This window comes from Janthinobacterium sp. FT14W (genome assembly GCF_009208755.1).
Lineage (GTDB): Bacteria > Pseudomonadota > Gammaproteobacteria > Burkholderiales > Burkholderiaceae_D > Janthinobacterium > Janthinobacterium violaceinigrum.
The window spans coordinates 21,552-36,429 of the sequence record NZ_WFLL01000009.1 but is presented as its reverse complement, the minus strand read 5'-3'; the positions used below and the strand labels follow the sequence as shown (position 1 = coordinate 36,429).

Annotated in this window: 13 protein-coding genes; 2 read left to right on the top strand and 11 right to left on the bottom strand. The window is 63.3% G+C overall.

Annotated elements, in window-relative coordinates; translation table 11 throughout:
- Positions 1-81 precede the first annotated feature (81 nt).
- From GCN74_RS08680 to GCN74_RS29525, 9 genes are all read right to left on the bottom strand, one after another.
- Positions 82-2,397 carry a DUF3274 domain-containing protein gene (locus tag GCN74_RS08680; protein WP_152256294.1) on the bottom strand — a complete coding sequence of 772 codons (2,316 nt, stop codon included), beginning with the start codon at positions 2,395-2,397 and terminating at the stop codon, positions 82-84.
- A 92-nt stretch (positions 2,398-2,489) separates the two neighbouring features.
- Complete coding sequence (locus GCN74_RS08675; protein WP_152256293.1) at positions 2,490-3,149, bottom strand: hypothetical protein; 660 nt, start codon at positions 3,147-3,149, stop codon at positions 2,490-2,492.
- 96 nt (positions 3,150-3,245) lie between these two features.
- Entirely contained in the window at positions 3,246-3,554 is a 309-nt protein-coding gene (locus tag GCN74_RS08670; RefSeq protein WP_152256292.1) for a hypothetical protein, read from the bottom strand.
- Positions 3,555-3,658: 104 nt separating this feature from the next.
- Positions 3,659-5,005 carry a sigma-54-dependent transcriptional regulator gene (locus GCN74_RS08665; RefSeq protein ID WP_034758888.1) on the bottom strand — a complete coding sequence of 449 codons (1,347 nt, stop codon included), beginning with the start codon at positions 5,003-5,005 and terminating at the stop codon, positions 3,659-3,661.
- On the bottom strand, positions 4,992-6,908 hold the full coding sequence (locus tag GCN74_RS08660) for a sensor histidine kinase (protein ID WP_152256291.1): 1,917 nt from the start codon (positions 6,906-6,908) through the stop codon (positions 4,992-4,994). The genes GCN74_RS08665 and GCN74_RS08660 overlap by 14 nt, the downstream gene beginning before the upstream one ends.
- Before the next feature lie 60 nt (positions 6,909-6,968).
- Positions 6,969-7,760, bottom strand: a complete 792-nt coding sequence (locus tag GCN74_RS08655) for an ABC transporter ATP-binding protein (protein WP_152256290.1) — start codon at positions 7,758-7,760, stop codon at positions 6,969-6,971.
- A gap of 11 nt (positions 7,761-7,771) precedes the next feature.
- Positions 7,772-8,581: an ABC transporter permease gene (locus GCN74_RS08650; RefSeq protein ID WP_405002788.1), complete on the bottom strand. Its 810-nt coding sequence runs from the start codon at positions 8,579-8,581 to the stop codon at positions 7,772-7,774.
- Positions 8,582-8,608: 27 nt separating this feature from the next.
- Complete coding sequence (locus tag GCN74_RS08645; protein WP_152256288.1) at positions 8,609-9,610, bottom strand: ABC transporter substrate-binding protein; 1,002 nt, start codon at positions 9,608-9,610, stop codon at positions 8,609-8,611.
- Positions 9,611-10,026: 416 nt separating this feature from the next.
- Entirely contained in the window at positions 10,027-10,263 is a 237-nt protein-coding gene (locus GCN74_RS29525; protein WP_152256287.1) for a hypothetical protein, read from the bottom strand.
- 482 nt (positions 10,264-10,745) lie between these two features.
- Between GCN74_RS29525 and GCN74_RS08635 the strand changes: the two genes are divergently transcribed.
- Complete coding sequence (locus GCN74_RS08635) at positions 10,746-11,246, top strand: winged helix-turn-helix domain-containing protein (RefSeq protein ID WP_226938940.1); 501 nt, start codon at positions 10,746-10,748, stop codon at positions 11,244-11,246.
- Between the two features lie 282 nt (positions 11,247-11,528).
- Complete coding sequence (locus tag GCN74_RS08630; RefSeq protein WP_152256286.1) at positions 11,529-12,401, top strand: zinc-dependent peptidase; 873 nt, start codon at positions 11,529-11,531, stop codon at positions 12,399-12,401.
- A gap of 27 nt (positions 12,402-12,428) precedes the next feature.
- Here the strand turns inward: GCN74_RS08630 and GCN74_RS08625 are convergent, their stop codons facing one another.
- The gene (locus tag GCN74_RS08625; protein ID WP_152256285.1) at positions 12,429-13,130 is read right to left on the bottom strand and encodes a LytR/AlgR family response regulator transcription factor; all 702 of its coding nucleotides are present in this window, start codon (positions 13,128-13,130) and stop codon (positions 12,429-12,431) included.
- Positions 13,127-14,779, bottom strand: a complete 1,653-nt coding sequence (locus GCN74_RS08620; RefSeq protein WP_193317013.1) for a histidine kinase — start codon at positions 14,777-14,779, stop codon at positions 13,127-13,129. Before GCN74_RS08620 ends, GCN74_RS08625 begins: the two co-directional genes overlap by 4 nt.
- Positions 14,780-14,878: the final 99 nt, after the last annotated feature.

The window sequence follows — 14,878 nt, the reverse complement described above, 5'->3', positions numbered from 1 at the left end:
GGGATGGAATGAGCATTAGTAGCAGTGCCAACACGATGGCAGCTGCACCAAACGAATACTGCCAGCGTGGGAATAAATTTTTCATCTTGGAATATCGTCGCTTGATTTATGGACGACCGGAGTGATGACCGACTCAGTGCGCCTACCGTTGACTATTTCACACACGACGGTGGAAGGCAGGCCAGCATGCAACGCGGGGACACACGCGGGGAGCTCTCCCGAACTGTAGTAGTCTGCATTGCCCTTGATGATGGCTTTACGCATCGCCGGCTCTGTAGACAAATAGACTGCAAATTTTTTCGCAAATGTATCCCACTTCAATATCGATGGACGTGGTATTTTGTCATTTGTTTTTAAACGCCAATCCGCCACCGCACACAAATATTCATAAAACCTCGGATCGCTGCTCGCCTTGCCCCCGCCGATGGCCACGTCATACGCTGTCACGTTGCGGTGGTTTTCCGCGTTGCCGATGATGGCGCCATGGAAGGATTTGGGGCTGACCTCGTTCTGCCAGCGCTGGCGCGCCTCGTTCGGGGTTTCTTCGCGGTCGACAATCAGCCTGTCGCCGCCACCCGGGTGGCGCGAGACGCGGTCGAGCTTGCATTGGTCGCCCGCTTCCTTGCCCAGGTTCAGGGCCTTTTCCACTTGCTCGCGCTCGCCCGCGCCGAACATGCCGGCGCCATGCCCGGGGATGCGATGCTGCCGCGGCCGCGGGTCGGCGATGATTTCCTGCTTGCGCATCGCCAAGCCTTGCCTGCTGGTCACCGCGATGGCCGCATCGATCGGGTCGACTTCCTCGCACGGTCCTTGATGGTTGCGCGGCAGCCTGGCTTGCATGGAGTCCTTCGGGAAATGCGCGGGTTTGACCTCGCCGCCATCGAGCACGGCCGCCCTGGGCGCGCGAAGCGCTTCCCCATTGATTGTGCGCAAGCCTTTGCGCCGTTTCGCTTCCGTGGAAAAAACATTCCATTTGCCGGGTTGGACGGGGGGCCATTGTGCCTCGACATGATTGCCGCGATGGCCCCGATTGGCGCCGGCCACGTGGGCATGGTCGTCCTCGCCCTTCAGGCGCAATGCGAAGTCGTGCGGCGGCAGGCCGACCAGCACGGGGCCGCTGTTTTTGCCGGTTGCATCGAGTCGTTGTTTATTGGTGAAAACACGCTGGTAAAACCCGGGGCCCAGTTCCTTCATGGGCTGGCGCTCCTGGAACTCCTTGTCCCACTGCGTGTGGCCGTCACGCCAGATGCCCTTGTCCGTCTTGCCCTTCGTTTTGGACAGGCCATGGCCATCGTGATAATCGGGCACGCCTTGCCAGCCGATACCCTGCATATTGTCCAGCGCTACAGTCATGTCTTCGGGGCAAAAGTACAGGTAAACCTTGCCCCGGTTGTCGCGGTCCGCTTCCGCGCGCCATGCCGCGCCCGCCATGCCATGGCATATCGTGTGATCCTTGATGTGCGCGAAAGCGGGTGTGGCATGTTTTTTTTTGACCACGCCCTGGACGATTTGCACCAACGTTTGCAAGCGCGCATGGAAAGTCTGGCGGTTGTTGATGGCGTCGTATTGGCCTTCCATCACCGCATCCTGGCCGCCGCCAAAGATGCGGCTCGCTTCTGCCGCGCCGAAAAACATCGTCGTGTCTTCCACCAGGCTGTAGGGCGGATGCGTGAGGATCAGCGTGTCGGCAGGCCGCTTGCCCTCGTCGAGCAGGAAGGCTTGCGCCAGCAGCGAGATCAGGCAGCCCTGGCTGTGCGCGACGATGGACACCACGTCGTTGCTGTCGTAGTCGCGGATCATGGCGATCAGCGCGGCCAGGCGCTTGGCGGCCAGCACCATGTACATGCGGCCCGGCGCCGTCATCAGCGGACGCACGGGGTCGCCGCCCACGTCGTAGGGCGAGAACAGCCCCTTGTTCCACATGTCGGGCAGGGTGTTGGTGGCATTGCCGAACGGACCGCCGTTCTTCGACATGTCCTTGTCCAGGCGGTTGCCGTAGCGGTCAGTGTTCTGGCCGTTGACCACTTTGCTGGCGTTGCCGCGTTCTCGAAAGCCCCAGTAAAACGGAATGACAGGGCTGTACGTCGCCTCATCAGGCTTGCGCTTGAAATACACGTCGTCCGGATCGGCTATGGTTTCACGCTTGTCGGCCTCCTGCGGCAGGCGGTAGGTGGCTGGGGTGAAAACGTGGCCGCTGCCGTACATGCGCGCATCGAGTCCCTGGCACAGGCCCTTTTCCACGGCGCCAAAGCTGGTGCCCACGTCGTTGACGCCATGGATGACGATGATGTTGCCCGGCAGTTCCGGGCGGATGCGCACGATGGCTTCCTGCATGCGGTCGCAGTGCAGCAGGGCGGTGCTCTTGCCGCTGGTGTAGGGAAGTTTGGGATACGCCATCGCCGCTCCAGGCTGACCAGAAAGGTCAGTGTAGAGGGGCGGGATGGCGAATTAATTGCGTTTACGCAAGCTTTACGGAAAAGAATGCGGTCTTACGGCGCACTGATGATGTTGGTCAGCGCTATGCGGTACGCGGGCTGCACGTCGCCATCCCGGTCCAGCTTGTCCATCATGATCACGCCGTAGCCTTGCGCGTACCACACGTATTCGCCGCTCTTGCCCTTGCTTTTTCCGCCGACGTCATGCAGTTCGAACTTGCAGGCGTCGGGGAAGCGGCGGCCGCCCAGTTCCAGGCGTTCCCAGCCCAGGAAGGTGATGGAGAAATCGCGCTTGTCCGTGCGCGTGGAGGTCGTGATCTTGTCGGACAGGCCCGCCAGCGGGTAGTGGGTGCTTATTTGCGTGTCCGTGAACTGCACGCGCACTTCCTGGCCGGGGCGCATGTTGGCGGGGATGGCGGACTGCGGCGTATAGACGTTCTTGCTGCGCACGGTGCCGTCTTCGTTGTAATGGATGGCGCCCGTCAGGAAGACCTGGCCGTCGCGGATATCCTGGTAGGACGTGGCCAGCAGCACGCCGCCGTCGAGGATCAGCTGCGTGCCCTTCTGTTTCTTGCCCTCGAAGCTTTCCTCGACGTTGACTTGCGCGTCGCCATTGTTCTTGCTGAACTTGATGCCCGTCGTCAGTTCCATGCACTGGCCCACCGTGGGCGCCGCCTGTGCACCGGCGGCCGCGAATACGCTGGCTGCCGCCATTCCACACCATGCTGCTTTCATTGTCATCCTGGCTATCTTGAAAAGCGAGATGATAGCGTGCCGTGGAGCAATATGGCGCAGCGCTGGATGCAGCGCTTAGCGGGCCGGCGCGACGGGTGTCGCTGGCGGCGCGGCGGCGGGCCCGCTGGCGGCCGGGGTGTCCGGCGTGGCCACGGGCTTGCCGCGCCGCGTGCGCTTGTCCGTGCGCGTCTTGCCGGGCTTGGCGTCGTGCACCAGCTTGCCTTTGTTGTCGAGCTTGTCGGACTGGTCCGATTGCTGGCCCGGGTCCCTGGCATTGTTGGTGTGGTTGCCCGTCTGGTTCACATTCGTCGTCGACTGGGCTTGCACCCAGGCGCCGCCGACGGTCATCAGGGTGGCGGCCAGCAAGAGAGCGGCGGTTTTCATGGCGGTATCCTGTGCGAGCGCTGAGATGAGCTTGCATTGTCACACAGGAGTCCGCCCGCACGGGTAGGACGCCGCCCCATGGCCGTGTCGGCTGCTTGCTCAGCTTATCGGAACTGTTCCGTCGAGATATCGAAGCGCTTGAGCTTGTCGTACAGCGTTTTCTTCGGGATATTCAGGCTGGCGGCCGCGTCGATGACGTTGCCGTTGTGGCGGCGCAAGGCTTCCTCGATGATGGAAATCTCGAAGGTGTCCACTTGTTCGGCCAAGGACGCCTCGCGGCAGCCGGCCGGGCTCAGGGTGTCGTCGAGCAGGCCCAGCACGAAGCGGTCGGCCACATTGTGCAGTTCGCGCACATTGCCGGCCCAGCGCTGCGCCATCAGCGAGGCGATCAGTTCGCCGCTGACGAGGGCGGCCGGCTGGCCGTAGCGCAAGGCTGCCTGCAGCACGAAGAATTCGAACAGCAGGGGGATATCCTCGCGCCGGTTGCGCAGTGCGGGCAGAGTCAGGCTGGCCACGTTCAGGCGGTAATACAGGTCGGGACGGAACTTGCCCTGTTCGGCCAGCACATTGAGGTCTTCTTTTGCGGCGGCAATCACGCGGAAATTGACGGAAATCAGTTTGTTGGAACCGAGCCGCTCCACCTGCCGTTCCTGCAGCACGCGCAGCAGCTTGACTTGCAGGGCCAGCGGCATGCTTTCGATTTCGTCCAGGAACAGGGTGCCGCCGTTCGCGTACTCGATCTTGCCGATGCGCTGGCGCTGCGCGCCCGTAAACGCCCCTTCCTCGTGGCCGAACAGTTCCGACTCAAAAATCGATTCGGGCAGGGCGCCGCAGTTGATGGCCACGAACGGGTGGTCGCGCCGCTCGCTGAAGTCGTGCAGGCAGCGGGCGATCAGCTCTTTTCCCGTCCCCGTTTCGCCGAGGATGATGATGTCGGCCGACTTGGGCGCCAGGTTCAGCACCAGCTGGCGCACCTTGGCCATGGCCGCGCTGCGGCCCACGATGCGCGCCTCGATGCCGACCCGCTGCTCGAGCTGGCGGCGCAAATTCATGTTTTCCAGCACCAGGTGACGCTTGTCGAGCGCGCGGCGGCACACTTCCACCAGCAGGTCGGCGGAAAACGGTTTTTCGATGAAATCGTAGGCGCCACGGCGCATGGCGCCCACGGCCATCGACACGTCGCCGTGGCCCGTGACGAGGATGACGGGCAGGCTGGCATCCTGCGCTACGGCGATATCGAGCAGTTTCAAGCCATCCATGCCGGGCAGCTTGATATCGCTCAATAAAATGCCGGCAAATTCGGGCACCAGGTAGGGCAGCGCTTCCTCGGCCGTGGCGACGGCCGTCACTTGCAGTCCCGCCAGTTCCAGCGATTGCCGCGCGCCCTTGCGCACGACGGCATCGTCTTCCACCAGCAGCACTTGCATGCCCTCAAAATTATTCTCGTGCATCGGGTGTTTCCTCTGTCTCTGTGTTCTTTTCCCCGGGCGCGCAGCTCAGGGTGATGGTAAATTGCGCGCCGCCCCCTTCCTGCGCGCTGCGGTTGCGCACGGCCAGCGCGCTGCCCGCCGCGCGCAGTATGCCTGCGCTGATCGACAATCCCAAGCCCAGCCCGTGTTCCTTGGTGGTATAGAAGGGGTCGAAGATCTTGTCCAGCGAAGCGAGCGGGATGCCGGGGCCATTATCGGTGATATGCAGCACGGCGAGGCTGCCTTCGCGGCGCACCTGGAACCAGATCTGCACGGGCTCGCTTTCCGGCACGGCATCCATGGCATTGGTGATCAGGTTGGTAAACACCTGTTCCAGGCCGATGGCGTTGCACAGCACGATGATGTCGTCCTCCAGCCAGCTTTCATGCAGGGTCAGCCGATGCGAATGCTTGCGCGTGCGGATTTGCAGCATGGTTTGCGCGAACGCCTGGCGCACGCTGACGGGCTTGCGGGCATCGTCGCTGCGCCGCGCAAAGCCTTTCAGTTGCGACGTCACGTAGCCGAGGCGCTTGACGAGGTCGGAAATGGTGGACAGATTGTCCAGCGCATCGTCGATGCGTCCGCGCGCCAGGAAGACCTTGGCATTGTCGGAAAACGTCTGCAGGGCGGCCAGCGGCTGGTTCAGCTCGTGCGTGACGCCGGCCGCCATCTGCCCGATGGCTGCCAGCTTGCCGCTTTGCACCAGTTCCGCCTGGGCGTAGCGCAGGGTCTGCTCGGCCCGCTCGCGCTCGGCCACTTCCGCCTGCAGGCGACCATTCGCGTGCACCAGGTCGGCCGTGCGCTGCTCGACCTTGATTTCCAGCTGTTCATAGGCGCGTGCCAGGGTTTGCTGCGCGTTGAGCCTGTCGGCGATGCGGCGCCGGCGCTGGCGCGCATACATCAGGGCCAGCAGCAGCAGGGCCCAGCCCAGCGCGGCGGCGACGGCCGCATTGCGCGCAGCTTCGTTAACCTGGTCGAGTTCGGCCAGCACGGTGATCTGCCATTGCAGCGGACCCAGTGCGCGGTTCACGGCCAGATAGTCCACCTTGTCGGCACTGCCGGACAGGGCGGGGGTGTCGCCCGTCTGCGGGCGTTCCAGTGTCATCACGCTGGCGCCATCGGCAAACTGGCGCCGCAAGCGGTGGGGCAGGATGGGCAGGTTTTCCTGCAGGAACTGGCGCTGTGCGTTGATATCGTTCTTGGCGGCCGGCGACAGGGGCGCCAGGGTCTTGAACTTGAAGGCGGGTGTGGTCGCCAGGATCAGCACGCCGTTCGCATCCTTGACCCAGATTTGTTCGCCCGCGCCGGGCGTGCGCCACGATTGCTCGATCCAGTCCAGGTTGACCTTGGCGGCGACGATGCCGATGATGCGCCCCTTGCGCTGCACGGGCTGCGAAATGAAGTAGCCGGCCTCGAACGTGGACGCGCCGATGCCGTAGAAGCGGCCGATGCCGCCCGCGATCGCATCCTTGAAGTAGGGCCGGAAACCATAGTTGACGCCCACGTAGGAGCTGCGGTCTTGCCAGTTGCTGGACGCCAGGGTCGTGCCCTTGTCGTCGAGCACGTAGACGGCAAAGGCGCCCGCGCGGCGGTTCATGTCGACCAGGTAGGCGTTGATCTGCGTGACTCTGTCGGCGCTGGGCTGTTCCAGCAGCTGCGCCACCGCATCGCTCTGGGCCACGGCCAGGGGCAGGAATTCGTATTTGTTGAGGGCGCCGCCGATGGACGCCGCGTACAGTTCCGCGCGCGAATCTAGCGTGCGGTGCAATTCATCGAGCTGGCGCTGCTTGACCCAGGCATACGACGCCCACGTCAGCACGACCAGCGAACCCACGGCCAGCAGGGGGGGCAGCGCCGGTTTCAGGGTCCATTTGCCGAATGCCATGGTGCTCCGTGTGTCTGTTTAGCAATGCGGGGTCAGACCCGGCGGGTCTGACCCCATTACTTAGTCTGCAGTACTTGCCATGGTCTCGGCGTTGTGATGCCGCTGCTGCTCTTCCATCACCATCTCGCCCAGCATGCGCTTGAGGCGGTTGAACTCCGGGTCGCTCGGGTCGCGCGGGCGGGGCAGTTCGATGGCCACGTCGCGCTTGATGGTGCCGGGACGGTAGGTCATGACGATGGTGCGGTCGGCCAGGTAGATCGATTCCTCGATCGAGTGCGTGACGAACACGATGGTGGTGCCGAAGACCTTCCAGATTTTCAGCAGCTCATCTTGCAGGTTGCGCCGCGTCAAGGCATCCAGCGCGCCGAACGGTTCGTCCATCAGCATGATCGGCGAATCGAGGGCCAGCACGCGGGCAATCGCCACGCGCTGGCGCATGCCGCCCGACAAGTCTTTCGGGTAGCGGGCACGGAATTCCGTCAAGCCCAGCATGCTCAGCAGCATGTCGACCCGTTCCCTGATCTCGGCCGGCGTCTTGCCGGCGATTTCCAGGCCGAACGCGATATTGCTCTCGATGGTCATCCACGGGAACAGCGCGTATTCCTGGAATACCATGCCGCGGTCGGGACCGGGTTCGGTGATCAGCTTGCCGCCGGCCAGGATCTGGCCCGACGTCGGCTGCGAAAAGCCGGCGATGGCGTTGAGCAGGGTCGACTTGCCGCAGCCGGACGGCCCCAGCAGGCAGATGAATTCGCCGCTGGCGATTTCCAGGTTGATATCCTTCAGGGCGATGACGTCGGCGCCGCCCGTGGTGAAGATTTTATTGACTGCATTGATATTGATCGTGGTCATGGCCGTTCCTCTCAGTGTTCCAGGCCGCGGTGCCACTGCAGCAAATGATTATTCAGGGCATTCATGGCCATGTCGATGGCCAGGCCGAACAGGCCGATGGTAAACATGCCGGCGATAATCTTGTCAGACCAGAAATATTCGCGCGCTTCCAGGATGCGGAAACCCAGGCCGCTGTTGACGGCGATCATTTCCGCCACGATCACGACGATGAAGGCCGTGCCCATGCCGATGCGGGCGCCGGCCAGGATGTAGGGCGTGGCGGCCGGCAGGATGACGCGGCGGAACATCGTCATCTGGCTGGCGCCCAGGTTGCGCGCGGCGCGGATGTAGATGCCGTCGACCTGGCGCACGCCGGCGATGGTATTCATCAGCACGGGGAAGAAGGAACCGATGCTGATCAGGAAGAAGGCGGGCGGGTTGCCCAGGCCGAACCACAGAATCGCCAGCGGAATGTAGGCGATCGGCGGAATCGGGCGCAGCACCTGCACCAGCGGGTCGAAGAGTTTATAGATGGTCTTGTTGGTGCCCATCAGCAAGCCCAGCGGCAAGGCCAGGCCCGCGCCGATGGCGAAGCCGCCCAGCACGCGCGACAGGCTGGCCCAGGCGTCATGCGGCAGTTCGCCGGAGAACAGCCACACCAGGTAGTTGCCCGATTCGGGCGTGTACGCTTCCAGCGGTACCAGGTATTCATACCACTTCACCAGCACGGCCACGGGCGAAGGCAGGATTTGCGGGTTGATCCAGCCAAACGTGGACATGGCTTGCCACAGCAGCAGCACGGCCACGGGCACGGCGGCGCCGTGCGCGAAGCGTTTCATCATTTGAATATTCATCGTGACACTTTCAGATTAGCGTGGAGCGTAGGACTTCTTGGCTTTTTCCAGCAGGTCCAGCTTGACCCAATCCTGTGCGGCAGGCGGCTTGGCCATGCGGCCCACGCCGAATTTCACCATGTAATCGGTGGTCAGCTGGACGTGGCTCTGCGTGATGTCTTCCGTGAAGATGGCGTTGTCGATGGCATCGCGGTAATCCTCGGACGTGATCTGGTTCTTGAACATGGATTCGCGCACGTATTTTTCCGCCAGTTTCGGATCGGCCAGGAAGGCCCGCGTGGCGGCGACGAAGCAATCCATGAAGCGCTGCGCCACGGCAGGTTTCTCTTTGTACATCTTTTCCGTCATCACGAGGGCGCGCACGGGCTCGCCCAGCGGCGTGTCGTAGGGCTTGATGATGGCCGAACCGTATTTCTTGTGGATCGCTTGCGTGGAGTAGGGCTCGGACTGGCTCATGGCGTCGATATCCTTGGTCAGCAGCGCCTGGTTCAGGTCCGGGTAGCCCATGTACAGGATCTGCACGTCCTTGCCCGGCTTGTCGGACCAGGTCAGCTTGGCCTTGGTCAGTTCGGCAAACAGCAGGATTTCCTGCGGGCCGCCGCGCGTGACGCCGACTTTCTTGCCTTTCAGGTCAGCGATGCCCTTGATGTTCAGGTCGGGACGCCCGACGATCTGCACGCCGCCCTTGGCAAAGCCGCCCACCAGGTACACGGGCAAGCCCGTGGCGCGGCCCGTGATGGCCGCTTCCAGCGCGCTGGCGGACACGTCGACCTCGCCGGCGATCATGGCTGGCACGATGTCGAGGCCCTTGGCGAAGATGCGCTCTTCGATCTTCAGGTCGTATTTGGGCGCGATTTCCTTCATGTAGGCGACGGCGCCGTAATGGGCGAATTTCAGGTTGCCCAGGCGGACGGTATCGGCCGCGTGGACGGCCAGCGGGAATTGCGCGGCCAGGGCGACGGCGACGGCCAGGGCCTTGGTGTTCAGGAAGGACGAGATGCGGAAGGTGCGTGCCATGCTGTTGTCTCCAAAAGGTAGATGGTTTTATATGGGGTGAAGCTGCCGCTCTGCGGCGGTTATGAAAATATAAAAGCATCTTCCGTGCCAGTGGAGCGCATTTTGACGTTTATTGCAAGTGATTGTTTATAAAGGTTTAATTTGAATCTAGTGAAAATGGGAAATGGCGATATTCCGCCTTTCCGCACGACGAGGGGAAACGTTGTGCGGATTGCCGCATTCCTGGCGGCCGGCGCGATGGCCGCTGGCGCCGTGCACGCACGTCAAGACACGGACCAACATGCGGGTGAACCTTCGGCGCGCGGCCGACTCCAAACGTAAAAAAACGCGTTGCAAACAGGCTGGCAACGCGTAACTCCCCCGTGGAGTAGGGGCGGCGCCGCGCGGGCGCCTGATCGATCGCCGTCGGGCGGCTGTTATTTGGGCGCCGTGGCGGGCGGCAGTGCGGGCGCGGTGGCCGGATCACTCAGGGGCGCCGGCGGAATCGTGCTGCCCGGACCGGCTTCCGGCGTGGCCGGCGCGACGGGGGCCGGCATCGCCTGCGGGACGGACGCGGGGTTGGGCGCCGTTTCGGGCAGCGGCGCCTCGGCCGGTTTTTTGCAGGCGGACAGGGTGAGGAGGGCGGCGGCGGCCAGCAGGGCAGGCAGGTTCATGATGGTTCCTTTGCAAGTATCAAGATGAGCGCGGTGCGGGCGGCGCGGGCGGTGGATGACCGCGCGCCGCGCGTGAAGCTTGAATTTATGGCACGAATGCCGATGCTTCTGTTCGCCATTTCACCTTGAACGCAGAAATGTCGGTCCGTGTAGCGATGGCAAAAAATAGATATGAAAGAGAAATAATTCATAGAGGAAATATTTTTCACTTTCTTGCTTCTAATGTTCGTTAACGCACAGACCAAGGGAGAGCGCGGTGGCATTCTGTGTCCAGACGCTCAGGATTCGTAGCGTTCTGGTATAAAAATTGCCAAGAACTTAACAATCCGGGCTACCGGCAATCGTTTAAAAGGAGTATTCAAATGCATGCAATGACTCAGTCTCACGTGAAGAGCGAATTAAAGGCAGCGCACCAGGAACTTCGTAGCCCCGAAAAAGGCTCGCAAATGGTAGAACGCGCAGCACCCATCCCCCCGGAACGCATGAATCCCATTTCCATGGCACCGATCGAGCGCGTGCGTTCGACGTCGGCCACCCTGCGTCGCATCGAAAACATGCAAAAGCTGATCGGCGAATTGTCGCTGCACGAGATGCTGGCCGATGAAATCGCCTGGTTCCTCAAGTTTTCGCCATCGGGTGCCCGCAAATACATCCGCGACCTGCGCGAAGCGGGCGTGATCGAACTGGCACGCTACATCGAAGGCACGGCCACCTACCTGGGCAAGGCAGTGTACCAGCTGACGCCGGACCCTGAGCGCGTGCGCGCCTTCCTGGCCGCCATCGTCCAGCCGAAACGCGAAGGCGCGCCACCGCGCAAGGACCGTCCCGGCCTGCGCGAGCAAAGCATGGCAGGCAGCGGCCGTCACTTCCACATCCTGGCCGATGACACGCATTACGCCATCCGCGTCAACCGCGGTCCCGTGACGCGCGATCCGCTGGTCGCCGCCCTGTTCGGTGCGCCGCAGCAAAAAACTGCCGAGTAATAGTTACGGCGCCTGAACGGCCGCGTGGCGGCTGGCGGGCGTCGCTTGTGGTTCGTATTGTCAGACGCATGTCGAAAGCCGGGTTGCGACCCGGCTTTCGGCGTTGCGCCGAACCGTCCGGGATGCGCCGATTGAATGTAGTCTGATTGAAAAGACTGCAAGCATCCCCATGTGGGCTGGACTGCTGCCCGCAACGCGCGGGTTCACTTGAAGGAGCTTGTCCTTGTCTGCCTACGCCGCCTTGTTGTACTCCTGCCCCCTGGCCTTGAAACGGGCCGCCGCATGAACCCGCTGCTGTGGATCGCCCTCGTCACGGTGGCCATCGTCTTTTCGCTGTGGTTCCCCCGCTGGCGCCTGCAGCGTGCCCTGGCCAAGCCCTTGCCGCCCGCAGGCCTGGCCGTGCTGGAAACGAATATCCCCGTGTACAAGCGCATGCCGGCCCCGCTGCAGGAGCAATTGCGCCGCCTCGTCGTGCAATTCCTGTACCAGAAGAAATTTGTCGGCTGCGGCGGCCTGGAGATCACGGACGAGATGCGCTATACCATCGCCGGCCAGGCGTGCTTGCTGCTGCTCAATCGCCAGACCCAGGTGTATCCGGAACTCGACACCATCCTCGTGTATCCCACGGAATTCATTGTCACGCGCAATGAAGTGGGGCCGGGCGGCGTGGTGACGCCCTCGGCAAATGGCTTGCTGGGTGAATCCTGGGGCGATGGCCGCGTGGTGCTGGCCTGGGACCACGTGCAGCGGGGCGCGGCCGACTGGACCGATGGCCACAATGTCGTGCTGCATGAATTCGCCCACCAGCTCGACAGCGAATCGGGCGCCGCGAATGGCGCGCCCTACCTGCCCAGCGTGTCCAGCTACCGCAGCTGGGCCACGGTGCTGTCGCGCGACTTCGACAATCTGCGCCATGACGCCATGTACCAGCAGCAAAGTGTGATGGACCATTACGGCGCTACGAATCCCGCCGAATTCTTTGCCGTGGCCACGGAAACTTTCTTTGAAAAGCCGTATCAGATGGCTGAGCACCATGAAGAGCTGTACGCGCAATTCTTGCAGTACTACAAGGTTGACCCGCGCGACTGGATGGCGCCGCCCGTGGAGCCCGAGCACATGGCATCGCCATTCCCCAACTACGCGCCCCACTGGTAAGGGGGAACTTCAGTCCAGCAGGAAACTTCAGCCCAGCAGCCGCTGTTTCAGAGCAGGATAGCTGCTGCGCGAGACGGGGATGCCCGTGCTGGTCTGCGTGTCGAGCGCATATTTGCCGCCCGCCCCGATCTGCAGCCGCTTGAAGCCCAGGCTGTTGACGATGTAGGAGCGGTGCACGCGCAGGAAGTGGGGCGGCAGCAGGGCCATGAGCTTGTCGATGGCCAGGTCGTGAAAGCAGTGTTCGCCGCTGCGCAGCACGATGTTGCTGTAGTGGCCGTCGGCCTGCACGTGGTCGATGTCGGCCATGGCGATCCATTCCAGCACGCCCCGTTTCTTGACGGCCAGGAAACTGGCGTGCGCCGCGCCCCGGGCCGGCTGGTCCGTATAGCGTTGCAGCGCCTTGTGCAGCCGTTCGCGGCTGAATGGCTTGGCAACGAAGTCCAGCACGCCAAACTCGAAGGCCGTGATCGAGCGCTCGCCGTGGGCCGAGACGATGATGGTCTGGAACGGGGCGCTGCCGGCCCGGCGCAGCAAGTCATAGCCGTCCGCGCCATGCAGGTTCAGATCCAGCAGCAGCAAGTCGACCTTTTCCCGGGCCAGGGCGGCCAGCGCTTGCGGCACATTGTCATGCAGCGCCAGCGTGGCCAGGCGCGCGCCGAAATGCGCGCGCACCTCGCGTTCGAGGCCCCGCGCGATCAGCGGTTCATCTTCCAGTATCAATATATTCATGGCGCCGCCGGCAAGGTAAAAATGAGGCGCCAGCCTGCCGGATGCTGTTCGCTGACATATTCGCTGGCATAGCGGGCATCGTCGCCGAACACGGCGTGCAGGCTGGCGCGGATGTACTGTTCGCCCATGCCGCTGCCCGCATGCGGGCGCGTTTCCCCTTCGGGCAAGAGCAGGGTGAGCACCCGCGTTTGCGCCAGCCTGGCGCTGCGCAGGATAAACAGGGCGCCGCGGCGGTAGCGGTTATGGCTGAACGCATTTTCCAGCGCCGTCAGCAAGATGGCGGGCGGCACGGTGATGCCGGCCGCCTCGCCCTCGAGCTGCAGGCTGCACGGCTGCTGCAGCCGCGTGCCCATGATGCTCAGGTAATTCTCGCACAGGGCCAGTTCCTGCGTCAGGGCGATGCTGGGCTGCTGGGCAAACTCGTTGAGCATGCGCAACTCGGCGCCGAGCGCCTCGATGAAGGTTTCGGCCGCCTGCGGCGACTGCGCATTGAGTTCGCCGATCAGGCTCAGGGAATTCATCAGGAAATGCGGCTGCATGCTTTTGCGCAAGAGCTGGTTTTCCAGCTGCTGGGCGCGCACCGCCTTGCTGCGTTCATGCAAGAGCTGCGCCAGCAATTGCGCGCACAGGGGCAGCAGCAAAAAGCACACGACGAGGGCGAAGCCGCCTTCGGCAAACTGGCTGCCCGTCAGCAGGAACAGGGCGCACGAAGCGAGCGCGATCAAGGTGCCGCCGCGGCTGCCCGGCAGGCGGCGCCACAGGGCGCCCAGGTTGAGCGCCAGGCTCGCTGCCAGGCCCGCCAAAAACATCTGCCAGCAGCGCGCATCGAAATGCGCGGGCAGCGCGCCGGCCAGCGCGGTGCACGCCAGCAGCACCGCCGCCGCCAGCGGCCAGCGGGGCAGGCGGTAAGCCGCATGGAAATACAGGGGCAGCAAGGTGGAAAACAGCCAGGTCAGGGCGCTGACGGCATACAGGCGCGGCAGGTGCCAGGGATAGGCATAGCCTGTGATGCTGCGCCAGATTTCCACCACCAGCAGCAGGGCCGCCGCCAGGCACAGCGCGGCAAACATGGCCCAGTGCCGCTGCCGCTGGTACAGCAGGGTCAAGGCGAGGAAGAGCAGGGCGGCGGCGACCAGCGCCCCGGCCAGCAGCAGCGGCGGCAGCCTGTACCAGGCCAGCGCCGCGCGGTAATCTTGCCGGTCGACCAGGTACAGCGCATAAAATGGCGACGTCAGGTGCGCCGGCACCTGCTGCATCGACAGCAGCAGGCGCAGGTGGTGCGTGCCCATGGTCAATTGCTGGGGCCGCAGGTGGATGGCGAAATCGATGTCGCCCGCGCGCTCCCCGCTGGCCTGGCGGGCCGGCTGGCCATTGCTGCCGATCAGGACGCCGTCGAGCCACAGCTCGCTGGCGGCCAGCGCCGACAGCACCAGCAGCTGCGTCGACGGCGGCGTGGCGGCCAGGGACAGCGCGCGTTCCACGCACAGCAGCTGGCCTGGCCGGACCAGCTGCTGCAGCGCAGCGGCGGGCGCAGACGGCGGATTGCCGCAGGTGCGCCAGCCTTCGTCCAGCGACAGCGGATGCATGGCGCTGGCGAAAGCGGGCAGGGCCAGGCAGCACAGCAACAGGTAGCGGAAGAGGGTGGGCATGGCGGGCATTGTAGCTGCTCATTTGCTACTCTTTTGCAACTTTTTTGCTGTCGCCAGTGCCGTTCATGCAGGGCTGGTGCATTTCGTGCACGGCCCGCC

Excerpts from the sequence above, each read along its gene's own strand:
- GCN74_RS08680 (WP_152256294.1), bottom strand. The coding sequence starts at position 2,397 with ATGGCGTATCCCAAACTTCCCTACACCAGCGGCAAGAGCACCGCCCTG.
- GCN74_RS08675 (WP_152256293.1), bottom strand. The coding sequence starts at position 3,149 with ATGGCGGCAGCCAGCGTATTCGCGGCCGCCGGTGCACAGGCGGCGCCC.
- GCN74_RS08670 (WP_152256292.1), bottom strand. The coding sequence starts at position 3,554 with ATGAAAACCGCCGCTCTCTTGCTGGCCGCCACCCTGATGACCGTCGGC.
- GCN74_RS08665 (WP_034758888.1), bottom strand. The coding sequence starts at position 5,005 with ATGCACGAGAATAATTTTGAGGGCATGCAAGTGCTGCTGGTGGAAGAC.
- GCN74_RS08660 (WP_152256291.1), bottom strand. The coding sequence starts at position 6,908 with ATGGCATTCGGCAAATGGACCCTGAAACCGGCGCTGCCCCCCCTGCTG.
- GCN74_RS08655 (WP_152256290.1), bottom strand. The coding sequence starts at position 7,760 with ATGACCACGATCAATATCAATGCAGTCAATAAAATCTTCACCACGGGC.
- GCN74_RS08650 (WP_405002788.1), bottom strand. The coding sequence starts at position 8,581 with ATGATGAAACGCTTCGCGCACGGCGCCGCCGTGCCCGTGGCCGTGCTG.
- GCN74_RS08645 (WP_152256288.1), bottom strand. The coding sequence starts at position 9,610 with ATGGCACGCACCTTCCGCATCTCGTCCTTCCTGAACACCAAGGCCCTG.
- GCN74_RS29525 (WP_152256287.1), bottom strand. The coding sequence starts at position 10,263 with ATGAACCTGCCTGCCCTGCTGGCCGCCGCCGCCCTCCTCACCCTGTCC.
- GCN74_RS08635 (WP_226938940.1), top strand. The coding sequence starts at position 10,746 with ATGAATCCCATTTCCATGGCACCGATCGAGCGCGTGCGTTCGACGTCG.
- GCN74_RS08630 (WP_152256286.1), top strand. The coding sequence starts at position 11,529 with ATGAACCCGCTGCTGTGGATCGCCCTCGTCACGGTGGCCATCGTCTTT.
- GCN74_RS08625 (WP_152256285.1), bottom strand. The coding sequence starts at position 13,130 with ATGAATATATTGATACTGGAAGATGAACCGCTGATCGCGCGGGGCCTC.
- GCN74_RS08620 (WP_193317013.1), bottom strand. The coding sequence starts at position 14,779 with ATGCCCACCCTCTTCCGCTACCTGTTGCTGTGCTGCCTGGCCCTGCCC.